We start from the raw sequence: 26,706 nt of genomic DNA, 5'->3' as shown, positions 1-26,706 counted from the left end.
TTCAGGTTGCCCTAAGTCTGTTAAGGATAGAAAGAAAGGTTATTGAATTTACCAGCTACTCCGGCGTTCAGGCAAAGGGTCCTGATCTTGAATCATTCGATGGACGAGCAATTCAACCATCGAATGGCGAATATCTCTATAATCGGGATCTTCAAAACGATTGGAGTTCTCATGAGGATCCTCTTTCAAATCATACAATTCACCGTAGGTCTCACCTGCGAAGATTACCAGCTTATAGCGTGTTGTACGCAAACACTTAGCGTTAATGCCGCGATCATGAGCAATATAAGCGGTTAGGGCAGAATTACGCACATGGGACTCTCTTCCAGCCAGCACCTCCATCTGTGACACACCTTGAATTCCGTAGGGAGTTTTGAGACCTGCGGCTGCAAGCAGTGTGGGGACAATATCAACATGTTCCATTAAAGCAGGGACCCGTTGCCCGGAAGCAATCCCAGGACCGCGTACGATCATCGGGATTCGTGTTAACCCTTCATAAAACCACGGCCCTTTGTAAATCAGCCCATGGTCACCGAGCAGTTCTCCGTGGTCGCTGGTGAAGAGGATGACTACATCATCGTACATTTCTTTTTGACGCCAAGCTTTTATAATACGTCCGATCTGCTCATCAATGAAGGTAATCATCGCATAATAATTTCGGGTGAGCCGTTTCATATGCGCTTCATTAAGAGAATGCTCCTCACCGCCACCAGGCCAATATCCTCCCTGACTCTGACGCAGCAGATGTGGAGGACGAAGATGCACGTCGTCTGCTTCGCTGGCTGGAGATGGAATGTCAGTGTCAGCGTACATATCCGCGTAAGCTTTTGGAGGGTCAAAAGGGTGATGTGGATCGACGAAACTGGTCCATAAAAATAGCGGTTGTTCGGTTTTGTGAGAGAGGATCACATCGATGCTCCGTTCAGCAATCCAGTATGACTGGTGTAGCTCTGGAGGGATTTCGCTCTCCCACACATCGTTTTGAGCATTAGAAGCTCTGTAACGGTCCTTGCTGAAACGTTCTGCCGCTTCAGGGTTGCGCTCTCTAAGCCACTCCATATATTCCCCGATACAATTGTCTTCCGTAATATGATGTTCATCAAATCCGTAGTACGTTCCATCGGAAGCTCTTCCGCGGTCACGATAAGCAGGCTCTTCATATTCTTGTGAAAAGTCCCCCTTCATCTGAGGGCGGAAATGCATCTTTCCTATACCGATGGTTTTATAATCCGCTTTCTTTAAATGATCGCATAAGGTAAGTTCGTCTTCTCTGAGTGTGGTACCGATGTTCCAGGCACCGTGAACATGCGGATACCTGCCTGTAAAAATGGAAGAACGTGAAGGCGTGCAAACAGGACTAGCGCAGTAAGCACCAGTGAAGAGTGTGCCTTCCGAAGCAAGCTTGTCAAGCTCAGGTGTCAGTACGGAAGCGTTTTCGATACCTAGTGCGTCCGCACGCATTTGATCTGTGGTAATTAACCAAATATGAGTTCTTTTTGACATCCGTAACAACCCCCTATGAATATAGTGTATAGCATCACAAAAGCCTCTAGCAACCAATGAATTCTCCATATATTTCATTAGAATCGTCCATATGGGTTGATATTTTTATTACCTATAATTAAATAGTCTATCTCAATGTTGGAGGAGAAATTATATGCGGAAGTTATCCATATCAGGGGATCATTTTACATTAGACGAACAACCCATCCGGTTGCTTTCTGGTGCGCTTCATTATTTCCGGATCGTTCCGGAATATTGGCAGGATCGTTTGCTGAAGCTGAAGGCTTGTGGATTGAATACTGTTGAAACCTATATTCCTTGGAATTTACACGAACCAGAAGAGGGGAGCTTCAATTTTGCTGGATTTGCTGACATCGAGGCTTTCGTTAGACTTGCTGGAGAGCTTGGTTTGCACGTGATTTTGCGGCCAAGTCCTTATATTTGTGCGGAATGGGAATTCGGTGGATTGCCAGCTTGGTTACTTGCGGACAATAACATACAGCTGCGTTGTAATGATAACGTCTATTTATCTAAGTTGGATGCCTATTTCGATGAGTTGCTTCCACGTCTGCGGCCTTTGTTAAGCACTAACGGTGGGCCTGTGCTTGCTCTTCAGGTAGAGAACGAATATGGAAGCTTTGGTAGTGATAAGACTTACCTGAATGATCTAAAAGCAGGAATGATCGCCCGCGGCATGGACGTTCTGCTGTTTACTTCAGATGGAGCTGAAGATCATATGCTCCAAGGGGGCATGATTGACGGAGTGTTCGCCACGGTGAATTTCGGTTCACGGGCAAAGGAAGCCTTTGCTAAACTACGTGAATATCAGCCTACGGGACCGTTGATGTGTATGGAATTCTGGAATGGATGGTTTGACCACTGGATGAAACCGCATAATACACGCCCCGAATCTGAAGTAGCGGAGACTTTGGATGAAATGCTGGCTTTAGGAGCCTCTGTTAACTTCTATATGTTCCATGGGGGGACGAATTTTGGATTTATGAATGGGGCAAATCTTTTTGACAAATATGAGCCCATCGTAACCAGCTACGATTATGATACGCTGCTGGACGAATCCGGTAAGCCAACTGCAAAATTCTATGCAGCTCGAACAATAATTGAGAAATACGTAACGTTGCCGCCCCTGGAATTACCGCCGTTAATAAAGTCACAAGCTTATGGTAAAGTGTTGATGACAGAAGCAGCACCACTGTTCACTCAGTTAGACGTTTTGTCTCACCCAGTACATAGAGCATGTCCCGAGCCAATGGAGAAACTGAATCAGAATTATGGGTTCATTTTGTATTCGACGAAGATCAGTGGACCCCGCAGCAGTACGGAGCTCGTCCTTCAAGAAGTACGTGATCGTGCGCTTGTATTCGCGAATGGGGCCTTTGTCGGTACAGTTGAACGCTGGGATCCGCGAGGAATTCCATTAGAGGTTCCAACGGAGGGACTGCAGATCGACATCCTTGTGGAGAATATGGGGCGTGTAAATTATGGCCCGCTGCTTCGTGATCCAAAAGGCATAACCTGTGGCGTTAGACTCGGCTATCAATTCCTGCATGATTGGACGATTCGTTCTTTGCCTTTAACCCATCTTAAGGGATTATCATTCACAACGATAGATTGCGAGCAATGTCAGCAGCCCACTTTTTACCGGGGGAGCTTTCAAGTCAGTAAGCCTGAGGATACTTTTTTGCAGCTGGATGGATGGAGTAAAGGTCAGGTTTTTATAAACGGCTTTAATTTAGGGCGCTACTGGGAGCAAGGTCCCACTAAAACACTGTACTTACCAGCGCCGCTTCTGCGTCAAGGTGATAACGAGCTAATCTTATTCGAACTACATGGCGTAATGGAGCCAGTGGTTACTTTTGTGGATACACCGGAGCTCACATGATATTTAACGGGTGAGGAAGTATCATGATTCTATAGTATGGGTCTGATGATTTTTAATATATAATCAAAACAGCCCAACAATTTATAGGAACTGAAAATGCACGATTAGGGTGGGTTAGAGGAGGATTTTAAATGAGCTATGATTTGATGGCATTCGAGACGTCTAAAGCGCCGCAAGAGAGAGCAGCGTTTATGGAGTGGTATGAGCAGCAAGTGCAGTGGTCGGAAGACCATGCCTATAATGATCCATCAGTTTTATCGGAGGCGTTGCAACACTTTTATAGTGAGTTGTCTGAGCAATTTCCTAATATGAATGTAGAGGACGAGATTTTTGAGGCGATGGAGGAAGCCGGAACGGATAACCGGTTGACTGACTACTCACTTGGCTCATCCGTCATCTATGCAGCTTTCGCTTATTCTGTAGCTGAGGAAGCTTATATGGCGATGCGGGAGTTGGCTATAAAACACAAAGTAGGATTTTTTGATGTAAGCAGCAACGAAGGCGATATTATTTTTCCTTGAAGCAAAATGATTTAGAGTGTAGACAGCTGGTTGCTCTCCTAGTTGTTAATGAAGTAGTGGCAACCAGCATGTTTTCTATCTTCTTTACTCTACAACAGACGGAATAATACAATCCTTAATCAGAGGCCACCGGTCACGAGGCTGAAGTGTGAATTCTGAGGCGATGGCTACGACAAGTTTTTTTTCTGGAATGCAGCAAATGACATTACCACCATCACCTAACGCTGAGTAGGTGTAAACCCCGTCTTCTTCGCGTAGCCACCACAAGTAACCGTAATGATTAGGGTTCATCGCTGTTGATTCCTCAATCCATGTCTCCGAAATGATCTGATTATGCCCCCATTGTCCACGGTTCAAATATAATAAACCAAAACGCGCCATATCGCGTGGAGACAACATAAGTCCCCATCCTCCTGTGGTGATACGATTGGGGTCTTCCACCCACCCCGTCACCTTAACCCCAAACAAATCATCGAACCCAAATGAGCTCATCTCATAATCCGGGATTTCATTCATTCCGATAGGTTTAAATAAACGTTCGTTGGCGAACTCACGGGCACTTTGTCCAGTGCTGCGCGTGATGATGGCAGAAAGCAGATGTGCTCCAGCGGTAGAATATTTGTAATCCCCAATTGTTCCTTGTTGGCCTAGCATATCCAGCGTATATTTTACCCAGTCAGGCTGCATACACATTTGCTCCAGCGGTTCGTGCCAATCTGCAAAAGCATAAGGTGCGGTCATCGTCAGGAGATGGCGTAAGGTGATTTCTTGTTTTTGCGGATCTTGAGCAGCGTTTGGAACATAGTCCGGGAAAAACTCCAGTACCTTTTGATCTGCATTGTTAATAAAGCCAGCCTCTATGGCAATGCCTATGAGCGCGGATATGATACTTTTTGTTACAGAGGCCACATGATGTGTGTCATTCGGGCTAGCGCCATTATAATATTTTTCATAAGCAATAGTTCCATTTCTTACCACAACAATCCCGTTGATATTGCTATACTCGGATTTGATCCTTGATTCTAGCTCTGAAAGCATATTAGCATCCATTCCTAAGTTTGCGGGGGCTGAGATTTGCCAATCTGAAGTTGGATAATTGTTTTTGAGCATGAAAGGTACTCCTTTATGAATTTTTTTTCTTTACTGGAAAATAGACCTCGGTAACCAGATCCTCAGGCACAGCAACCTGTGTCGGGTCCGTTAAGTAGATTTCATAAGGTGAGTTCACCCATTCATAACCTTCATTTTCTATCCATTCTCTCAGCTGAGCATAGACCGAGGTCAATTCTGAATAGGCGCCTTTAAGAACAGATCTCGCACAAAGGGCATCAGGCAAATCTCTTGTACCTTTTACACCCTCTTTTATGGGGAGAGCAAACTCTGTATCATTTCCGGCTGGATTATATTCATGGCTGTGATATATCGTTATTGGCGTACCGAGCAAAGTGAGTTTTTCCGTGGCGATTTTTTCATATAGCCTGCTAAAATAATGTCCATAACCTAACGCATAGTCATCACTGCTCAACATCTGACGCATAAAAAGAATATTCATAGGCTGAGTTTCAACAAGCTCTACTTTTATCTCATTCAGGTAAGACATCATGGGAATACCTTTCTCCAAATTTAAAACATCACTATTGATTTGTTGTAAGGTGTATTCATAAGCGCTTATTTTCTCCTGTATTTCTTTTTTCTTGAGATTAAGGGCTGAGTAGAGCTTCTCTTCTGAATGATTCTGTTCCCCTTGTAAAATGTCTTTGATTTCTTCCAGCGAGAAACAATAACCTTTCAGACGATTGATAAAAAGCATTTTTTTAAGTTGTTTAATGGAGTAATACCTATAACCGTTCTCAGGGTTAATCTCATCGGGATGAATTAATCCGATCTCATCATAATATCGAAGCGTCTTCGTAGAAACTTCGCATATCTTCGAGAATTCTCCAATCGACAGCAAAAAGTCATCTCCTTTTTTCGTTTTAATTAAGCTTCCAAGCCAAAACATCGATGTTTGGTTCTAGCTCTACTTAACACCTTACCCTAAGGTCAAAGTCAACAGCAAAATAGTGAACCGATTCCAAGGTTACGACAATATATAGGTGAATGGCCATTCAGAAAGGAGTAGCCTACTTGGAAATTGAAGAGTTGAGTGACCTAATAAAATTACATGGCAAAGCAATTTACGCATTTTGTTTTACGCTTGCGGGGAATAGGATGGAGAGGTTATGCCAGAGGATGCATTGCTGTCCCAGGAGCTTCGGCACATGATTCATGCTGCCGCAGACCGGCTGAATGAGAAACTGAAAATACCGCTCTATCTGTACTATACCGCAGAAATGACCGTTGATGAGATTGCTTCAGCGCTAAGGATTCCACCGGGCACAGTTAAAAGCAGACTTTTCCAAGCCCGCAAGGCGATGAAAAAGATTTTGGAGGTTGAATCCCAATGAATGACTCCGAAAAGTTGGATCAACTGCTAAAGCAAGCGCTAGCTTCTACAGCAGAGCCGACAGAGGAATTAAACGAAAGAATCATCCAACAGTTTAAGGAGACTAAACCAATGAAACCAGCCTATAAAAAAAGAGTTTCGATTGGACTAATGGTTGCTATATTCACGCTTGTAATGTCTTTAACGGCTTATGCAGCTACACAGCTATTTAGCCCCAAGCAGGTTGCTGAGCATCTGGGCCAGCAACTGCTGGCAAAAGCATTCGAAAGCAGGGATGCTGTTGAAATCAACCAATCGGTTATATCTGGTGATTATAACGTGACGTTGAATGGAATAGTCTCGGGGGAAGGTCTTTCAGAACTGAGTAAGTCTGATCAGAATATTAACCCAAACAGATCCTATGCCGTTGTATCCATCGCCAGAATAGACGGTGGCCCCATGCCTGCTACAAGTGAACCGGAGTATGGCCAGGATCCATTCTTTGTGTCACCGCTTATAAAGGGACTAAAACCATGGCAGGTTAATATCACAACAATGAATGGTGGCTATAGCGAGGCTGTTATAGATGGAATTATGTACCGGCTGATTGAATGTGATGGAGTGGAGATGTTCGCTGACCGAGGGGTATATCTAGCTGTCAGTAATGGTAGTTCTTTTTTCAGCAAAGATGCGTTTGCTTATAATGAAAGTACAGGGGAAATTAGCGCTAATAACGATTACAAGGGAACCGCTATTCTATTTGAACTTCCGCTGGACCCAACCAAAGCTGACCCTGTCAAAGCTGAGAGCTATTTACAGGAGCTGTTGAAAGAACCCTCTGCCGACAGCAAAGTTGATTCAGCGGTTTCAACAGATGCAGCTGCCTCTATTGATGATGATGAGAAGGAACTAATTAAAAAAATAGAGGATATGAAGAAAAAAATCTCCACCGGCACGATTATCCCTGAATCTGTAAAGGAAGTGCGTGTTGATGAACAAGGGGCTTTCAATTATGAATACGATAACTGGAGTGTTAAGCTTTTTGTCCAAAATATGTTTGAGGAAGGGCAAATCGGTTACTCGGATTCCGTAAGCTTCAGTGCGGACGATAAAGAAACTAGGGCACTTCAATTTTCCAGAGATGAAAAGGGTGTAATCACGGGCAGGATTATTATTTTGAATTAGAGTATCATTCAGATAACTTTTCACAAGACTTATCTATATTCGTTTTATTTATCGTCCATGACCTTCAGATCAATTCTTTGATCGGTCAGTAAAGAATTTAACGAAGAATTTAAAGCAGGAGAGATTGTTGAATATCAAATCATAATAGAACAAAACGAAGTATCTATTCAAAAGATTAAGGCCAATAAGTAGCAGACTCAATGATTGCAATGAAAAAAGCAGGTGGACTAGCCACCTGCTTTACCGATCACCACACTTTAATATAATTTTTGCCCTTATTCAAAAGTGTAAGAGGTCCTAAAGTGCTTTTATTCTCTTTCTTGTTATCCAGAAAATCTGTATCCAGGATTATATTGCTGCCATCCGGATTCTCAAACTCGGCATCCACGATGCGCACCCGCGGCAAAGTTTCAGTTGAATGTACTTCACCTAAGAAGTTAACGAAGCTATCAGGCAGGTCAATGGAAAGGAATCCCTCATCTCCTTGATCTACAATAAAGAATTCTGGATCAAAGCTTTCTTCAACCAGCTTTACATTCTCTTTTTCGAAAGGCTCTGCACTGTTTAAGTAAGCGTTGTTATTAATGAACATAGGCTGTTCAACGAGTTCAAACTCCTCAAGATCACCGTGTAACTTATGGACATTCTCGATATACTCCGCCAAAGAGGTGGTGTAGTGATTGAAATGTGATGTGCCCACGCCTGTCCATCCGTCTTTTCCAACAATGATATTGTTATAGAACCGATCGTCCCCACCATAAATAAGTGAGAAACCGGCAATTTTTGTACTATGCGGAAGATGATATTGCGTGGACCGGTTTAGTACCTTTCGATGAACCATCCTGCCGCCGATTAGATTGTTGATATAGGCTCCACCTTGGGCTACATTCTCTAAAGCATGTTTAGCTGTCAAGATATTATGGTCAACAATGTAAGGGCCATGGCTTACTTCTATAAACAAATCCCGATGATTTTGATAGAACAGATTTTTGCTGATTCTTGTCCCTTGGGTCTGCCAATCCAGCCATAAACCTAAAGTACAATCGTGAATCCGGTTATGGTGGATGTGAGTATCGATCGGTGCGTGAAGCTTGATCCCGGCAATTTCGTGGCCCCAGAATTCCCGTTTTGTCGCAATGTTGTATATATGGTTATGATGAATTTCGCTGAAAATACAACCTAAGTGGCCGACGATGGCATTTTGGCCGCAATCATAAATGGTATTATGGCGGATAAGATGTGAACCGATCGATTCTTTGCTCCAGCCCTGACGCTCAGCAGTAAAGACGGATTCAAGCTGATATTGATATCCGGGTTTGTCTTTTCGAAGGGTGCGGTAATTATGGCCTGTGGAAGCTTCTTTGCCGATACTGATAGCGCTGCATTTGGCATCGTGAATGATATTATTTTCAATAATCCAGCCTTTGCTCCAGTTAGTGCCTAGCAGTCCGGGCTGGTCTGCCGTTGGAGGTGCCCAAGGTGTTGCCGCATGCGCCATTTCAAAACCTTTTACAGTAATATAATCAATTCCGGTTTCTTCAGGGTAGAAACAAGATCTGCGTACATTGATTTCTACCAGTTCTTTGTTCGGGTTGGCACCTTGGAAATTAGCGTAAATCGTGGTGTGGTCAGGGCTTACTTCGGCAAACCAAACGTAGGTCGTCTGTTTTGGATTTTGGACCGGAACCATCTCTTGTGTCCAGAGATCCTTGAACTCCAGCTTTTCGACAGGAGCTGCCAGTTGATCATACTGACTGACCTCATAAAAAGACATGCCATTTAGATATACATCCCCTAAGTGTCTTGTCTCCTCTATAGTGACGAGCCAATCGCCAGACACTTCCTCAACATACGGATTAAAGCTGCCAAAAAACGTGTTCGGCAAGATCACTTTCCATATTTGGTTCTCAACCTGCTGCCAATCTTGTATATGCTCAGAGCCTTTTATGACAACCTGCTCGTCTTCAGCGGCTTGATAAATAATTCTTCTTTGTTCGCTTAATCCTTTGTATCTCGGTTTTACCCACTCGCGATATATCCCTTCATGAACGATAACCTTATCCCCAGCCACAGCTACTGAAGCCGCTTTATTGATGGTTAAAAAGGGATTATGTTGAGTGCCTTGACCTTGATCTGAACCAGTTTTTGATACGTGATATTCCATTGTCCTATAACCTCCGCTTGGTTGACTTTATCCAATATTATAGGAATTAACGTTGTTAGTTCTATACTTTATATAGTACACTTTAAGACAAAATTAGTGTTTTCGTGAAGGAGAATCTACTTGTGGCCCTTTTTTGAAAAACATGGTGTCGGCGAAAAAGATTACTTTAAACTCATTCCATTGAAAAACTATCATTTTCCACTTCATTTTCATCGGGCATTTGAGATTATTTATGTCAAAGACGGGCAGTTATCTATCACCATTGATGGGAAAAGCTATCAGGTACAGAAAAATGATCTGGTTTTTATTTTTCCTAATCAGATGCATGAATTTGAGACGATTGATTTTTCGGAGATTATGGTAATCCTCTTCTCCACAGAATTGATAGGTGATTTTCACATGAATTATAAAAGCTTTATACCAAATGATAATGTTCTCCATGCTGTGAATGAACCTGATTGTACAAAGCTGGATTCAATTTATAGCCAGAAAAGTTTCCTGTATGGTGTATGCGCGCAGTTGATCTGTCAGACATCATTTGCTCCGGTCAAACAGTCCCCGCAAACAAAGGTGCTCTATAAAATCCTGCTTTTTGTAGAACAAAATTATTCTGCCGATTGCACATTAAAAGCTGTAGCAAAACATCTGCAATATGATTACCCGTATTTATCAAAGCTATTTGTCCAGCTGATGAAAATGCCCTTCACAGATTACTTGAATCACTATCGGATCTCACAAGCATGTTATATATTAAAAAACTCGAATCTGACTATTGGTGAAGTTGCCAACCTTTGCGGCTATAGTAACTTACGGTCATTTCATCGGAATTTCCAGAAAATCACCCATCAATCACCGAAAGGGTATCGGGTTTCCAATCCGCCTGATAAGGAAATGAACTAGAAGACTTAAGGGGGGAGGGAAGAGGATAAAAAGAACTCCAAAACCACGAGTATAGTGGTCTTGGAGTTCTTTTTTTATTTTTGCATCATAATTCTGTAAATCAGCATGGCGGCTTCGGCACGTGTGGAATGGGCAGTTGGTGTAAGCTGCTGCTGAGAGTCTCCTTTAATAAGACCTGCTGATACCAGCTTTGCAATATCATTTGCCGCATAATTAGAAATTTGATTATGGTCGGTGTAGCTGTCTAATGCAGAGGGGGAGGAAGAGGTCGTATTCGATTCCCATACCTCAGCAGCCTTCAATGCCCTAGCTGCCATAACAAACATTTCTTGTCTGGAGATGGAGTCATGAGGGTGGTAAAGGCCGTCGGGTTGGCCCGTAACGACCCCTAATTTCTGAGCTGTCATAAGTCCCTCATAAAAATAATCGTTAGGTGACACATCAGCAAAGCTATTTCCTTCTGCTGCGGATAGACCTAAAGCTCTAACCAATAAAAGTGCGAAATCTGCACGTGTAACAGTCTGGTCGGGCCTAAACTCTGTTTCTGTTACACCATTAATGACACCTTTTGATGTTAGTACTTCTACAATAAACTTCGCCCAATGAGAATCAGTTATGTCCCTGAACGTTTTGTGATTGTAAACGGCGGCGTATTGTCCAGATGAATTTGTTGTTGAGAAAATAGCTTGCTTCTTATCTGAATCATAATTCCCGCCTACTACCGGTTGGATGACTCCGTGCTCATTGACGTTCCAAACTACAATAAAGGCGTTGTTCAATGGAGGTACAGCTGCTGGATAAGGAAGCCCAATTTGTATGGCCGAATTTAAACTCTCTAATTGAACTGTTGTACCATCCAAAAGTAACTCGTAATCAATAAGCAAACTTTCACCCAATTGCTTCTTTAAACTTCCTGTTGTATCGACAGGCTTGAGGAGCAAGGTAACCGTCTTCACATTGTCCAGTGTCTTCGCCGGGAATAGATTATCCGGAAGTACAAAGGTAGCTAGTGATGTATTGATCTCCAGCTGCAATGTGGATGCTCCAACAAGAAATGCTGCGGCAGGGAGAGTGACTTCAAATGAGCCAACATTTGACGATTGTTCCTCTGCGAGCTGAATTCTTAGGATTTTGTGGCCTGCGGAATTAGGTTTGGCTAAAGCCATAATCTTTTGTAAGGAAGATTCAGTCAATATTGCGCTAGCTTTTTCTCCATTCATAGTAGTAGGTATCTCAATACTTACGCTACCGTCCAAATGGAGTATAGTAGGGGCCGAATCTCCAACCGATGATCCGGAACTGCCTGAGCTCGCGGCAGCCGTCGGACTTGGAGAAGCGGTCGGACTTGGAGAAGCGGTCGGACTCGGAGAAACAGTCGGACTCGGTGAGGCCGTCGGACTTGGAGAAGCCGTTGGGCTCGGAGAAACAGTCGGACTCGGAGAAGCCGTCGGACTTGGAGAAGCCGTCGGACTTGGAGAAGCCGTTGGACTCGGAGAAGCCGTCGGACTTGGTTCCGGCCCATCCAAAGGAATGAACTTCAAGAAATCGCCCCAGATTATATTCCCGTCAGTATCCCGAGAGTAATTGACTACAGGATTTAAGCTGACAAAGTTAGAATCACTCAGTTCTAAACCTGATTTATTCGCCGATCGCGTACCGTCAAACATGAAATTATTGTCCGCAGCTAAAGAAGCTGGATATTGGTCTTTTGCAATGTTGGCAGTTCGGTAAGATAAGAAACCGTCAATCGTAAAGTCTGCAGTAATGTGATCATAAGTGGTGAAGCTTATATTACCACGCGTATTGTTAAATCCGATGTTGTTGATGGCGATCACACCTGGATTACTATTGCTTGTAAAACCATAAGCGCCATTACCAAAGGCGATGGAATCGCGGATGGTATGTGTGACATGAATGCCTTCGCCACCAAGCTTGAAGCCATTTTTATCACCGGCACCTACGGTTCCGTCTGTTAAGAACCCATTGTTGAAGGCGGCGCTGTGCTCAATCAGCACTGAACCTATTGCACCTGAGCCTGCTTTCGTATATAAGTCCCAGCCATCGTCGATATTGTTATGCGCCAGACAACCTCTAAAAATATTACCAACACCCGCAGTCAATTTTGCCGCAAAGCCATCGGCATTATTGTCAGATGGATCACGGTTGTCGAAGGAGGTACTGTTGAGAATTAAGTTGTAGGAAGGCCATTCACTGAGTTCTATCGCGGTACCATCTGTTCGGCTGATTTGTAGACCAGTGTCACCATTCGCATAGAAACGGCTATTTTCAACGATGTTATAATTGCCTCCCACTGTAAAGCCCTTGGTATTCCCAGCTGAGCGAGTGAAATCAAGTCCCTTCACATGCCAATAGTTTCCGCTCAAGAGAACGCCTTCTGTTTTTTTGTCAAAATCAAAGATAGGTCTTGCTCCTGGTGCTGCTTCTATATACTTTTTGGCGGAGGCTTTGCCATCATTGTACTTTTTAATCTCAAGTGGTGATTTCCGCACATAACGACCCTCAAGCACAATAATATGCTGACCTGGTTTAACGAAATCAATCGCAGTATCGATATCAAGTGGGAGATTGATTGTTCCATCTCCGGAGCTTGATCCGGTGGGGGATACGTAGATATCATCATCTTCGTTATAACTTTTTAGGGTGACGGTAAAGTTGCTGATGATCTTCTCATAAGAGGTCAAATACTGAGTATCATCTGGTAAAAAAGTAATGCTGAAGTTCGTATCTCCTTGATCAAGAAGTCTCGTGGGAATAGAAAGACGTTTACCAGCTATTGCCTCGATATCCTGAGCGATGATCGTAGAACCTTGCTTCAACGTCACCGTTCCGTTGACATTAGAGCGCACAATCATTTGGTAAGCTGGATCTGAGGTTTTACTTAGTGAAAGTATATTTAAGCTAGGTGTGACGGGAGTCGCAGGTGGTTCTATTTTAGGAGAATCTGTAGCTGCTGAAGTGACTGTTAATTGAATATTGCTTACATTAATTGTGGCTAAACGAGCAGCATAGAATCCGACATACATTTTTGAATCCTGTACGCTTAGAATGTCTGGTGTGAAATGAATAGCTTGTTGGCCATTATTGAGCTGTCCTGTAAAACCACTATTCGTCTTTGCTAAGGTTAAATGGTAAGGTGCTGCTGGAACAGTATTGGCAGGTGCAGGACGTTCTTTTTGAAGCATGATGGTTTGAATCCCTTTACTGCCAGTCCCATCCGTTTTTTCAACTCCCGTACGGACAAAAAGCTGTGTGCCCAGATCGCTTTTCGTCCCGCCGCTATAACCACCGATGGCAGCTATATTGGATGCAAAGACGCTAGAATTTCCTTGTGTGCCGATGACGTCACGTGCCATAATGCCAAAAGATTCTTGCCCGTCATATGGATTTTTTGCAAAAGCCAACACTTGGATATCCGCAGACAGCACGAAATTATCTTCCGCAGCATCTAGCTCGGTGTAATAGAAGGTAATGCCGTCATGATCTTCGGTGACTTTACCGCCGCCTTCCAAAGCGATCAGTTGGGCGGATCCATCCTCGTTGACAATCGTCTGATTGTTAGCAGCTGAAGTGGACTGACCGAATTGAATGCTTTTCCAAACGGGTTCCATCTTTTCTTTTACTGTAACGGAATACGTAATGGGCATAATAGAAGAATCGGTAGGGAGTATGCCAATTTCATACACTCCAGCTGCCTGATTGTTGAACTTGGAAGTGTCGAGCGTATAGCTGTTTAGCTTCTCTCTATCTGAATTATCATACACTTTGGATACGAAGAGATCTTTGCTGTCAAAGTTTTCGTTAATAAAAAAGGTAGTTTTAGGATAGCTGGTGACTTCGATGCCAAGTAGTTTTTTAACGTTGACCTTAACTTGAAAAGAGGTTGTTAAGCCTTTATGCGTAATTGTGATTTTTTTATCCCCAGATGTCGTGGTGTCGAGAAGAGAGACCTTGTATTCATTGTTCAACAGCCGAATCTGTGTACCATCACTGTAATGAGCATAAACCACAAGTCCTTCTAGTTTGAGGGAGTCACCGATATAGTAGAGTGTTTGTTTAGGTTCATTTCGAATTTCTAAAGCGGATAACGTCGCTGCTTTTACTTCCACGTTAAAGGTCGTTGTGATTGCCGGCGCCTCTGTTGAAGTAACGGATACCGCTGTGGATCCTGATTGCGTAAATAGATACGGTAATAAATCGCTGACCGGTTGTCCGTTAATGGAGAGGGAATAAAGATCACTGGTCAGTTCTTTGGTCAGGAAGCCGTCGTTATAATTGGCAACAAGAACAAGACCTTCTGGATCGAAGGTATCCCCTGGGTAATATACGGTTTTAGCTGGATAATACTTCACTGATAATGAGGTCATAGATAATGGAACGATTTGCAAAGGAATGCTCACGAAAGCACCGTTGTAGTTAATGGTTATGATATTTTCTCCAACCTTGCTGCTATCAAAGCCTGTAACAATATAATCCGTAGAAGACAAAACTGCTTCACTCTCATCAGAAAAAATAGCCTTAACGACTAATCCAGTCAAATCAAGGGGTTCACCAACCAGATAAGTGGTTTTCGTCATTGCGCTCGTATCAGCGGTTAAGCTGGTTACGATTTTGGATTCAAGCTGGATGTCTATGTCACTGAAAGTAACAGTTGCATCTCTAGCTACATAAATTCCGGCAAAAAGAGTATCTGTGAACGTATCGTCCAGAGTTATGATTTCGGTCTGATCACCCACACTTAATCGATAAGTATCTCCTGATTTTTTAATACTTAGCGAATATACAGCTCCTGCGGACGGGGCCTGGATATCGCTAAAAGGATTTAACTTCACTTGGGTATCTTTTTTATAAAAACCTTTCATTACCTGATCCAAAGCACCGACCGCCGCGTAGTTAGAAGTGCTTGTGCTTGCATCTCCGTTTGTTCCAACACTGTCGCGGAGCATAAGACCGAAGGATTTCTGGTTAGGTGTGCTGACAGTACTATTGTTATTAAAAGCAATCACTGAAGCGGTCGCTTTCAGTTCAAAGTTCGCATCCACAGGAATCTCTTTCGAATAAAAAGATAATCCCTCATCGCTGCTGGAGATTTTGCCGCCGTAAGTCGTCATCGTTACAGAGGTTGGACTTTCAATTATAGGTTCGGGGTTCTTAGCTGGACTAGTATTGCCTCCGAAGGCGCTGAAGCCCCAAGGTCCTAGCTCGATTTGGCCTTCTTGACTGAATTGAATGTTTCGGAACGTAACCGTAGTATTTCTAGCAGTATAAAGGCCCGCATATTGAATGGAGCCGTCAAAGCTTTCGATCGTTTTGGTTTCATTGCCGATGCGGACAATATACAGATTTCCGGTCTTTTTGATGCTTAATTCGTAATTCTCTCCTTGGGCAGGGCGATTAGCGTTATCAAACACGTACCCAAGTTTCTGTAGGCTTGTATTTTGCAATTTATGAAACGCTTTCATTTCTTGATCCAAAGCACCCACGGCGACATAATCTCCAGAGTAGGCTCCGAATTGGTTATCCCACACATTGCCGCGCAGCATTATTCCGAAGGAAACTTGGTTATTGGCTGTCCAAGCATCCACGTGAGCCGTTGCCTTCAATTCAAAATTAACACTTGGATCAACTTCTTTAAAGTAATAAGCGATACCTTCCGTGCTGCCCGATACTTTACCTCTATCGTTCGAGCTTCGCAGTGTTGCTGATCCATCCGTGTTCTCCGTAATGCCAAAGTTGGCCGCAGTAATCTTGTCTTGCCCCCCAACATCACCAAATACGCTGCCTTGCCATTCACTTTGAATGTTAATCATTCCTTCATAAGGATCAGGTGCTTCCTCTGCAAACATCGATAACGGAAAAGAGGAACACAAAAGCAGGAAGGTTACGAGCATGGCTAACAAACGTTGTTGTTTTCTCAATGATTAAAACCTCTCCTTATATGATCGATTTTGACCAAAGCTAAGCTTGATCATCCGAAATTATACGTTATCACTAAAGCGTACAGCTATAATCAATACGCCATATAACGCTGTTTATGCAGCAGGAGAGGGATAATCTGAGTTAATGACACCCGGTTTATGCCTTTGCTTCTGCTACTTACGTGGAGTTTCCGGAGTCTGTTGCTGGTGGTTAGTACGCTGCGTGGTGGTTACGGGTGCCGAAGCTGCCGGTAAGTATGCTCGCAATGGAAGTCCGCGACCGTTTGAGCCAAAATTACGCCCGCGATTGGAGTTACGGACCGTAGTGCAGCTATTTCAGCTAATTCGCTCATTTTCCCTGAGTTTCGGACTGCATAGCTCTTAATGAGCAGAAAAAGTGGATCAGAGCAGTGTTTTTGAGTAAATAGCTACAACTGAGTCCGATAGCGTGGCGAAAACGAGGAAATTCAGCAAATAAGGGCTGTACGGTCCGAACGTATGGAGTGCATTGGTGATAGACCTAGGTATTCTATAAGATACGTAGATTCTGGGGAAATCATAGCCAATACACGGGCTTGGGCAGTCATTACTTCCGCGGTTGTTGTTGCGGACCGTAACGCAGCTATTTCAGCTAATTCGCTCATTTTCCCTGAGTTTCGGACTGCATAGCTCTTAATGAGCAGAAAAAGTGGATCAGAGCAGTGTTTTTGAGTAAATAGCTGCAACTGAGTCCGATAAGGTGGCGAAAACGAGGAAATTCAGCAAATAAGGGCTGTACGGTCCGAACGTATGGAGTGCATTGGTGATAGACCTAGGTATTCTATAAGATACGTAGATTCTGGGGAAATCATAGCCAATACACGGGCTTGGGCAGTCATTACTTCCGCGGTTGTCGTTACGGACCGTAACGCAGCTATTTCAGCTAATTCGCTCATTTTCCCTGAGTTTCGGACTGCATAGCTCTTAATGAGCTGAAAAAGTGGATCAGAGGGGTGCTTTTGAGTAAATAGCTGCGTCTGAGTCCGATAGCGTGGCGAAAACGAGGAAATTCAGCAAATAAGGGCTGTACGGTCCGAACGTAGGGAGTTCAGCTGGCGAGAGTGCATAATGAATGGCAAACAGATTAAAACTGGCTTACAAAGTGAACCAAATCATCTAAATATGGCTCAACAACAATATGTCGTGGAAAAAAGACAGCGGTCAAATATGTTCTTAATGGTGATAAGGCATTCTTTTTTGAGAGCATAGAGTGATCAGCATCAGGAATATAGAAGACGGAGAGTAGGTTTTCAGGAATTTTTTCACGGTAAACACGTTCGGTTTCCTCAACATCTACATTTATATCTTGCCCGCCAAGAACTAAGTGGACAGGTGTAGTGAAGTTTTTTAAATCCCCGCTCGCATCTGACTGATAATTTTTAGCGAAAAAACCCCATTTTTCTTTGGAAATTAAATCGTCCGATTGTGCAATTCGCAAGTACTTTTCATACGACGCCTGTTCTTTAAGTAGCAGTAGGATTTGCGCGTTATAATCTTCTCTCTTTTTTATCTCCTGTTCTGAAAAACCTTCTAAAATCATCTCTTGTCTGGTATTGTATTGTCCTTGAGAAATCCATTGAATGGCGGGGGATACAAGAATACTGAAGGCGAGATCAGGCACTTTTTTAACAATCTTAGGAATCACCCAGCCCGCCTGACTTGCTCCCCACAAACCAATAGCTTGAGCATCAATCATAGGTAAGGCTTTAGCCCAGTTAATCGCATAAATAGTTTCTTGCGCTCTATCCTCCATGCTTTGTTCTAGCCAGTTCCCTGAGGAACCCCCAATACCCGGTTTGTTAAGAGATAAGGAAGCATATCCGGTAGAGGCGAGCTTTTCCCACAAAGGTTTATATCCATCATCGTAAGTATCATTAACTGGGCCATCCCCATGAACAAAAACTACCAGTCCGACGGTTCCAGAGTAACTTTCGGGCAGAACTAAGGTTCCTGTTAGTTGACCTTGAGGTGTATCTATTTCAATTTTTTGCTCAGTCATTGAAAAAGAATGTTGCTGTAGTACGAACAGGACCGCTGCAATCAACAACGAAATGGTAATCATCCAGACAGTTAGCTTAATTTTCTTTTTCATTCATTGCTCCCCCAGATTGTAGCGATGTTTTTCTTATCATGTAATGCCAAACAGGCTCTTTAAAAAGTAAATGTCTTACCGCGCTATAGTCAGATTTATGGATCTCAAAGTTCAACTGCTGGTACATATTAATGGCTCGTTTATTATTGTTAGCAACATGTAGCGTTAATCTTTCAACCTCAGAATGACTGTTGACAAAATCTGCCGCCCAAACCAGCAACTCTTTGCCAATTCCCTTATTACGGTGACTGGACCGAACAGCCAAATGAGCCACATAACACTCTTTTGCTCTAGGTTGATAATCCAAAAAATATAACCCAAGGATTAACTTACAAACATTTAAGTATCCAAATTTCTTGAATAGCTGCAAAAAGGGAGCCCGATTCAGTGGTTTAATTGATCCTTTTTTAAGGGAGAGCGTATCCTGCCATTTTAAGTAGATAGTGCCAACCACTTCTCCGTTTTCATAAGCGATTATTTGTTTACATGATAAGGAAGAAGAATCTTGTTCCCAAAGTCTTATAAGTAGATCAGCAATTTCATTGTCCTCGAGAGAGAGGAGAGAGTGAAATTTCCCGTGAAATGCATCTACCAAAAGCCTGCTTACAGCCTCACGATCTTGTTCCTGGTAATGGGCGATGATAACCTCGTTTGTACTCATTTAGTGGTATCATCTAAGGCATGCTCGATTTGAATTTGAAGCTCATAATGAAGCTTGTCGTTGTTAAACATGGATAGGTACGATTTCTCCAAAATGATGATTGGTCCCAATACCATGTAGTGATGCCCATTTAAAAAGTGTTCCAGCTTGGCAATCTCATGATCTACATCCTGATCGTCTGTTACAAAAAATGCTTTATAGAGATAACACCCTTTTTCTAAAACAATGTCAGGGGCGGGAGTGGTTTCAATGGTTTCAAAGCATAAGGTTACTTGTTCAGAATCGTATACATAATGCAAATCTGTTTCAAATAAATGATGGTATTGCGGTCTTTTTTCATATAAACTTCGTGCAGTTATTGTTTCGTTATCCTCTAGCACCAACCACTTTTTCAGATAACGATTATCCACATGTTTAATTTGATACTCCCCCTCCATGTTGCCATAATCTGCATGCTCTTTTAGTACCTTTTGTATAAATTGTTGCAGCATTATTAATTGGTTTATTTCTGTGTTGATTTTGTTTAACGATTTCGCTAACAGCAGTCGGTAGTCATTCGTTGCGGATTTATTCATACTTTGGTTAATGGTGCTGACAGGGATGTTTAATTTGCGGAGTAACAGGATATGTGCCAATTGATAGATTTCATCGATGCCGTACATCCGGTACTGATTATTGTCTATATAGGATGGAAACAGGATTTCTTTTTCTTCAAAATATCGAATCTGGTGGATAGATACATTCATAAGTTTTGATAGTTCGCCAATTGTAAGGTACGGATTCAAGGGTGGTGCTCCTAACTGTAAGTTATTTGATAAAATAACTATAAACCTTAGGTCAGACCTAAGGTCAAGTGTTGATTAAAATACGGACTAAGCAGAGCACTTTTTTTCTGAATAATGATTAGTAATAGTAATAGTAATAGTAATAGTAATAGTAATAGTAATAGTAATAGTAATAGATGGTAATGAAAAAGACTTAGATTTTGGAAGGACAATGCGGGGGTGCAACGGATTAGATTCATGATCATTTTTTTGTATGAGCCTTGCTGGTATGACCCTAGAGTTGCCATTACGGACCGTAATGCAGCTATTTTAGCTAATTCGCTCATTTTCCGTGAGTTTCGGACTGCATAGCTCTTAATGAGCTGAAGAATTGGGTCAGAGCAGTGTTTTTGAGTAAATAGCTGCAACTGAGTCCGATAGCGTGGCGAAAACGAAGATAATTGGGAAATAAGAGCTATACGGTCCGAACGTAACTTTGTTAATCAAACCATACTAATCAAACCAAACTAATCAAAACAAACTAATCAAATCATCACATTCTAAGCTGATAGGTTCGATTGCGTACTTTTCCACCGACGATCTCTAGTAGCTGCTGTTCAACTAACTCATATAAAACACGTCGGGCATGGCGATTAGTGACTCTAAGATGGTGGGTGAGCTCTACAGGTGTGAACGGACGCAGAAGACGTCTTGCGAAACGAAGTGTTTCAGCTTCTAACCAAGTTAATGAAGAGGGCGCGTCTGAAGCCATGAATTTGCCGATGAATGCGAGTACTAGTTGTTGACATAGCTGAGGCTCGTCCGTGATTGAGGGATAGGCGATGGATAGGAAGGTCCAACCGTCTAGCGATAATAAGGAATGGCGTCTACATAAATCTTTGAATCGTCGTACATCAAGATCTCTAGCATGCGGACCGTAGCCTTGAATCTCAATTCCACCCTTTGCTCCACCTGGCATATAGGCCAGATCAAGATAACGATAACCATTGTTGAAATCGCGCACTTCCCATTCGGGGAACAAGTAGTTGAAGTTTCCTACAGCAGGAAACCATACCGCACGCAGAAATTCGACTGTTCCATAGCCCAACCCTTTTGCAAGAAGCTCCTGTCTGCGGGGATTGTTCTCCTTATCCAAGTTGATCTGTAACCATTCCTCTAGTTGCTGTTCGAATCTGGACATTTTGTATATCCTCCTTAAGTAATTTTTTGAAAAAAGAAAAAGCCGCTCCCATACAATTCCTCCTGAGCTTAACCCAGGATAGAGATTGTATAAAAGCGGCGTGTTCTTCACGACCTATAGTTGCTATTATAACGAGTGCTGGGGATTTCTTCAATGAGTTACTGTGTATAAAGATGACGAATTCTAATAGGTTTTAGATGAAGGAAGCTAGCATGGTGAACGAGCTGAATTTGCTGAAGTTAATAGTTACTCTAAAAGCGGATTCTTCCCCCCGCGCGGCCGCATGGCTTTTCTAGGACGATCATCATGTGCTTGCTGATCCGCAAAAATGGATTACGTGCTCTGCGCAATATCATTATTCATTTTCGAACGTTGCGGACCGTATTGCAGCTATTCGTACATTTTCGCTCGTATTCCAAAAGTTACGGACTGCATAGCTCTTATTAGCTGCATATCGACTCAAAATGGGGTAGTTATGAGCGAATAGTTGCAACTGAGTCCGATAGCGTGGCAAAAACCTCATTTTTCAACAAATAAGGTCTTTTGAGTCCGCAAACGCGCGGTGTAAGTATTCAGAGTTCCCAACGACGTCAGAATTGTCTATCTAGTCCAAGATATCAGATTATCCATGTTGTCTATGTCACCAAAGTCATGTAACTCCGGGATGAACGGACCGTATTGCAGCTATTCGTACATTTTCGCTCGTATTCCAAAAGTTACGGACTGCATAGCTCTTATTAGCTGCAAATCGACTCAAAATGGGGTAGTTATGAGCGAATAGTTGCAACTGAGTCCGATAGCGTGTCAAAACCCTCGTTTTTCAACTAATAAGGTCTCCTGAGTCCGCAAGTGCGCGGCAGATGCGTTCGAGTCGCCAAAGTAGCACAAGTCGCCCAACTGGTCCATTCATTTCATCATTAAACTCATCATGCTCATTTCGTCGTCCTACTCATCGTGCTCATACCGTCATCCTACTCATCATGGTCATATCAGACCCTCTTTTCATACAAGTCCCGCTTTTTCCGAAAAAAATCCTAATAAAGGCCTATTACTTTGTCGAATTGTGAAGGAAATTAGAAAATTTTATAGAATTATCTATGTTCATCTAAACTTTTTACTCTACATCACGTGTTGCAGGATGGCCCTGGTGATTGCTGCAGCTTTACTCTTCCATAAAAGGGGCCGATACGATGCTCAAAAGGACATTACTTATCTATCTGATTGGTTTAATTTTATTATCTGCGATTCCTCTATCCATTCTTATGGGTCACGATAAACAAGGAAGTCACCTGCAAGTGCAGCATGGAGTCATGGATCTCGCGGCTTGGGATTATGAACAGGATAAGATTATCAAGTTAGACGGTGAATGGGAGTTTTATTGGAACCAGCTATTAACTTCTGAGCATTTTAGGGCGGGTAGCGCAGATATACCTGATTCTACAGCTTGGATGGAGGTGCCCTCCCGGTGGAACGGCAACATCGTTAATGGAAGCCCTTTACCCGCCTTCGGTTCCGCCACCTATCGGATGGTTCTAAAAAACCTGCCTGTAAGCGGGGTATTCGCCTTGAAAAAAACTAATATCCGCTTTTCAAGCAGGATTTTTGTTAATGGACAGTCAGTTATTGAGGATGGTAATCCTGCTGCTAATGAAGCTGATTATCGGTCAGGGAATATCCCGCTGATAGGGCTTTTTTCGTCTGATAAGGGAGATGTAGAAATCATAATTCAAGTCTCCAACTTCGATTATGTGAATGGGGGCATTCCGGTTTCTTTATCCTTTGGTGAGGAAGCAGCAATGATGGAGGTTCAGCAGAAGAGTACGGCCCGTGAATTTAGCACCGTTGCTATTTTAGGCACACTTGCCCTTATCTTTTTTATCTGCTTTGGGGCAGCGTCCTTATACCGTAAGCAGGATTACTCTTTACTTGTGTTTTCAACTATTTGTTTGCTGTTTGCGATATATCATGGGTTGATCGGCGAGCGTTCACTCTTACTCTTTTTCCCTAAACTTTCGTTCATAGTGCTCTACAAAGTAAAGGATATAAGCTCCATCTCCTGCTTTATTGTGCTCGCAATATTTTTTTACCAAATGCACAAAAGCATAATATCTTTAAAATTTACTCAAGCCATAACGATTGTTTTAGGCAGCTTTATAATTCTGGTCGCCATCCTGCCGATTCGTTCTTACACGGTCATTTATCCGTATGTGATTATTTTATATGAGCTGATGTTAATTTGGATGTTATGCAGAGTGGCTACCCTATATATCAGAAGCGCAGAAGTAAATAGAATCAAATTGCTGCTGATGTTTATGGCGATTCTAGCTATTAATTTATATTCCATAGACATTATTTTGTTTGCTCTTTCTATAAAAGAGAACCTTTGGCTCGGGCAGTTTTACATTGTGGCTTTTAATATCATCATGATCGTGCTGATTGTTCTACGTTTTTTTGAAGCCTACCATACCATAGACGAGATGAAAAACCAGCTGATCGGGCTGGATAAAATTAAAGATGAATTCCTTTCCAACACCTCACATGAACTAAAAACACCTCTAAATGCCATAGTGAACATTACAGCTACGCTGCTGGATGGGGTTGAGGGTCCAGTTAATGAAAAACAAGCGCAGAATCTAGCGATCGTAATAGGGAGCGGCAGAAGATTAACACATATGGTAAATGAACTACTTGATTATTCCAAAATGAAGTATGGAGACATCACATTATACAAAAGCAACCTGGATTTGAAAGCCGTTGTTGATTCCGTCATGGGTATTCATTCTTTTTTGCTCGGAGAAAAGTCGATCCTGCTCGTTAACAGAGTCGCTTCGAATTTCCCTATGGTGAATGCAGATGGCAATCGTCTGATTCAAATTTTCCACAACTTGGTTGATAATGCGATTAAATTTACGGAACAGGGTGAAATAGAGATTAGTGCCAGAGTTATTCAGGAGTGGGTGGAAGTACGTGTGGCAGACACAGGTTTGGGAATCTCACCGGATATGCAGGAGCGTATTTTCAAAGCTTTTGAGCAGGTGGATGAGGCGGAGATTCATAGTCATGGTGGAACAGGGCTCGGATTAAGTATTACTAAGAAGCTAGTAGAACTGCATGGTGGGAACATAGCTGTGGAATCTACAGTGGAAAAAGGTTCGGTGTTTATTTTTACACTTCCACGGTGGGATAAAGCGGTTAAGCCAATCTCGAGGCCAACCCTTAAGGCGGCACATTCTTATAAAAAATTAAGTTTCTCTCATGGTGATTATCCCCTTTATATCAAAGGCGAGATCGATGAGCCCATTTTAGTAGTGGACGATGATTTTGCCAATCTGCAATCTATGATCAATCTGTTTAAGCTAGAGAAATATTCTATTGTGGTTGTCAATCGCGGGCAGATGGCACTTGAGGAGCTAGCGAAAAACACAGACTTTTTTCTGGTGGTACTGGATATTACCATGCCGGACATTTCGGGTTACGAGGTTCTGCAAAAGATTAGAGAGAGATTTACTCCTTTTGAACTGCCTGTGTTAATGCTGACGGCCAAGAACAGGGTGAGCGATATGAAGATGTCCATGGATAACGGTGCAAATGACTATGTGGGAAAACCTTTTGAAGCTGAAGAGCTAATGGCACGTGTTAAAAGTCTGACTCGATTGAGAGCTTCCGTGAAGACTGCTAAAGACGCCGAAATTGCTTTTTTACGATCCCAGATCAAACCTCATTTCTTATACAATGCTCTGAATTCAATTGCTGAACTATGTGTGGAAGAACCTGAGAAGGCCGAAGAGTTGACACTGCAGCTGTCCCAGTATTTGCGAAGCAGCTTTGATTTCAAACAACTGGATTCACTAACGAGTCTGGAGAATGAGCTTGAGCTGGTAGAGGCTTATATCAATATTGAAAAAGCACGCTTCGGTGCCAGATTAAATGTGGAATATGATGTGAGAGTGAATACGGATTACCGGATTCCTCCGCTGATTCTACAGCCTTTGGTCGAAAATGCAATAAGGCATGGCCTAATGTCCAATTTGCGGGGTGGCACGGTAATTATATCTGTAAAAGAATTAGAGAATTCTGTGATTAGCTTTATTGTGGAGGATGATGGATCTGGAATGAGTGAGCATAAATTGAAAGAAGTAATGCAGTCAGATGTAGATAAAAGAGGGGTGGGGCTGTGGAATATCAGTCAGCGCATCAAGCTATTATATGGAAAAAATATTCATATTCAAAGTGCTGAAGGATTAGGCACAACGGTATCTTTTGAAATTCCAATACAGCAGCTTAAGCGGATGGGAGGTTGAGGCATGCTGCGAGCGATTATTGTAGATGATGAGGAGTTATCGGTAAAACGCCTGAAGCGGATCTTATCGCAGAGCGGAGAGATTGATGTCTATGAGACGTTTTTGAATCCTGCGGAAGCCTATGCTTTTGCGAAGGCCAATCCGATAGATGTAGCTTTTTTGGATATTTCTATGCCTGAGACGAATGGGATGAAGCTTTCTAGCCTTTTGCAAGAATTGGATGAATCGATAGATGTGGTTTTTGTAACCGGATTTGATGAGTATGCGCTGCAGGCTTTTGACCTGAGTGCAGTGGATTATCTTTTGAAGCCTGTAACTGCGGAGCGGTTGTCTAAGACGTTAGAGAAACTCAAAAAAATAAATCGAAATACAACGGCTGAGCCTACGTTAGAAGTTTTTTTATTTAATGGTTTAAAAGTGTACCGCAGAACGCAGAACAGAGAGCTAATCAAGCTGAGAAGTCCAAAAACAGAAGAATTATTTGCTTTTCTGGTTAGTAAAGGGACGGTTAGCCGGGAGGAAATTATCGACACGTTGTGGAGCGGATTGGAGCCTGAAAAAGCATGGAAGAATCTGAACTCGACGCTGTATTATATTCGAAAAGCAATCGGCGCCAATTATATAAAAGCTAGCAGGAATGAAATTCATGTAGTAGAAAGCAGCATTTATTGTGATCTGTATGAATTTGAGCGATTGTTAAAGCAAATCAGGCAAACCTCTGAAAGACATGTTGAATGGATGATTCAAGCAGAAGGTTTATACACAGGAGCATTACTCAAAGGAAAAGCCTATGAATGGGCCAGTAGCAGGACGCGCAGACTCGAGCATGAATATATAGGATTGGTGGAGCTGGCTGCAAGATTTCATTTGGAGCAGAATCAGCAGCAGCAAGCACTGCATTATTTTGGAGAAATAATAAAATTAGATTCCTTGCGAGAGGACATCTATCATGAAATCATCAACTTATTAATTGAATTAGGGCGAATGAATGAAGCACAGCGGAAATTTGGTCAATTGGAAGAGATGCTGCAGCAAGAGCTCGGAACAACACCCGATCCTAAACTTAAAGCGTTAATGAAACAGAAGTTATTGTAATGGAAGGAACCTTCGAAAG

The 26,706-nt window shown here is 42.6% G+C and carries 16 protein-coding genes; 7 read left to right on the top strand and 9 right to left on the bottom strand.

Annotated elements, in window-relative coordinates:
• Positions 1-48: 48 nt before the first annotated feature.
• On the bottom strand, positions 49-1,503 hold the full coding sequence (locus MHB37_RS18725; protein WP_076281662.1) for a sulfatase: 1,455 nt from the start codon (positions 1,501-1,503) through the stop codon (positions 49-51).
• Positions 1,504-1,657: 154 nt separating this feature from the next.
• Between MHB37_RS18725 and MHB37_RS18720 the strand changes: the two genes are divergently transcribed.
• Both MHB37_RS18720 and MHB37_RS18715 read left to right on the top strand, forming a co-directional pair.
• A complete protein-coding gene (locus tag MHB37_RS18720) occupies positions 1,658-3,403 on the top strand; it encodes a glycoside hydrolase family 35 protein (protein WP_405168356.1) in 1,746 nt (581 codons plus the stop codon).
• Positions 3,404-3,534: 131 nt separating this feature from the next.
• Positions 3,535-3,924 carry a hypothetical protein gene (locus tag MHB37_RS18715; protein WP_405168355.1) on the top strand — a complete coding sequence of 130 codons (390 nt, stop codon included), beginning with the start codon at positions 3,535-3,537 and terminating at the stop codon, positions 3,922-3,924.
• Positions 3,925-4,008: 84 nt separating this feature from the next.
• On the opposite strand, the gene MHB37_RS18710 is transcribed toward MHB37_RS18715, so the two are convergent.
• Entirely contained in the window at positions 4,009-5,034 is a 1,026-nt protein-coding gene (locus MHB37_RS18710; RefSeq protein WP_405168354.1) for a serine hydrolase domain-containing protein, read from the bottom strand.
• Positions 5,035-5,047: 13 nt separating this feature from the next.
• The gene (locus MHB37_RS18705; RefSeq protein ID WP_076281665.1) at positions 5,048-5,878 is read right to left on the bottom strand and encodes a MerR family transcriptional regulator; all 831 of its coding nucleotides are present in this window, start codon (positions 5,876-5,878) and stop codon (positions 5,048-5,050) included.
• Between the two features lie 268 nt (positions 5,879-6,146).
• Between MHB37_RS18705 and MHB37_RS18700 the strand changes: the two genes are divergently transcribed.
• Entirely contained in the window at positions 6,147-6,371 is a 225-nt protein-coding gene (locus MHB37_RS18700; protein ID WP_405168353.1) for an RNA polymerase sigma factor, read from the top strand.
• Complete coding sequence (locus MHB37_RS18695) at positions 6,368-7,534, top strand: hypothetical protein (RefSeq protein ID WP_076129716.1); 1,167 nt, start codon at positions 6,368-6,370, stop codon at positions 7,532-7,534. The genes MHB37_RS18700 and MHB37_RS18695 overlap by 4 nt, the downstream gene beginning before the upstream one ends.
• A 247-nt stretch (positions 7,535-7,781) precedes the next feature.
• On the opposite strand, the gene MHB37_RS18690 is transcribed toward MHB37_RS18695, so the two are convergent.
• On the bottom strand, positions 7,782-9,698 hold the full coding sequence (locus MHB37_RS18690) for a right-handed parallel beta-helix repeat-containing protein (protein ID WP_405168352.1): 1,917 nt from the start codon (positions 9,696-9,698) through the stop codon (positions 7,782-7,784).
• Positions 9,699-9,818: 120 nt separating this feature from the next.
• Between MHB37_RS18690 and MHB37_RS18685 the strand changes: the two genes are divergently transcribed.
• Positions 9,819-10,598 carry a helix-turn-helix domain-containing protein gene (locus MHB37_RS18685; RefSeq protein ID WP_076194929.1) on the top strand — a complete coding sequence of 260 codons (780 nt, stop codon included), beginning with the start codon at positions 9,819-9,821 and terminating at the stop codon, positions 10,596-10,598.
• Between the two features lie 74 nt (positions 10,599-10,672).
• On the opposite strand, the gene MHB37_RS18680 is transcribed toward MHB37_RS18685, so the two are convergent.
• The 5 genes from MHB37_RS18680 to MHB37_RS18660 all read right to left on the bottom strand — a co-directional run bounded on the left by MHB37_RS18680 (position 10,673) and on the right by MHB37_RS18660 (position 21,291).
• Positions 10,673-16,534, bottom strand: coding sequence for a bacterial Ig-like domain-containing protein (locus MHB37_RS18680; RefSeq protein ID WP_405168351.1), 5,862 nt, complete (start codon positions 16,532-16,534; stop codon positions 10,673-10,675).
• A gap of 1,123 nt (positions 16,535-17,657) precedes the next feature.
• Positions 17,658-18,665 carry an alpha/beta hydrolase family protein gene (locus MHB37_RS18675; RefSeq protein WP_405168350.1) on the bottom strand — a complete coding sequence of 336 codons (1,008 nt, stop codon included), beginning with the start codon at positions 18,663-18,665 and terminating at the stop codon, positions 17,658-17,660.
• Positions 18,649-19,326 carry a GNAT family N-acetyltransferase gene (locus tag MHB37_RS18670; protein ID WP_405168349.1) on the bottom strand — a complete coding sequence of 226 codons (678 nt, stop codon included), beginning with the start codon at positions 19,324-19,326 and terminating at the stop codon, positions 18,649-18,651. The genes MHB37_RS18675 and MHB37_RS18670 overlap by 17 nt, the downstream gene beginning before the upstream one ends.
• A complete protein-coding gene (locus MHB37_RS18665) occupies positions 19,323-20,111 on the bottom strand; it encodes a MerR family transcriptional regulator (protein WP_076129711.1) in 789 nt (262 codons plus the stop codon). Before MHB37_RS18665 ends, MHB37_RS18670 begins: the two co-directional genes overlap by 4 nt.
• Before the next feature lie 532 nt (positions 20,112-20,643).
• Positions 20,644-21,291 (bottom strand): transcriptional regulator, encoded by a 648-nt coding sequence (locus MHB37_RS18660; protein ID WP_341088801.1) that lies wholly within the window; start codon positions 21,289-21,291, stop codon positions 20,644-20,646.
• Positions 21,292-22,481: 1,190 nt separating this feature from the next.
• Here MHB37_RS18660 and MHB37_RS18655 point away from each other — a divergent pair.
• Both MHB37_RS18655 and MHB37_RS18650 read left to right on the top strand, forming a co-directional pair.
• Positions 22,482-25,592, top strand: coding sequence for an ATP-binding protein (locus MHB37_RS18655; protein ID WP_339243797.1), 3,111 nt, complete (start codon positions 22,482-22,484; stop codon positions 25,590-25,592).
• Between the two features lie 3 nt (positions 25,593-25,595).
• Positions 25,596-26,687, top strand: coding sequence for a response regulator (locus MHB37_RS18650; RefSeq protein ID WP_339243795.1), 1,092 nt, complete (start codon positions 25,596-25,598; stop codon positions 26,685-26,687).
• Positions 26,688-26,706: the final 19 nt, after the last annotated feature.

The sequence above is a fragment of the Paenibacillus sp. FSL H3-0286 genome, assembly GCF_045040705.1.
GTDB classification, from domain to species: domain Bacteria; phylum Bacillota; class Bacilli; order Paenibacillales; family Paenibacillaceae; genus Paenibacillus_AQ; species Paenibacillus_AQ odorifer.
Note: the sequence above shows the minus strand (reverse complement) of the source record. Positions and strands in the feature narration are given on the sequence as shown.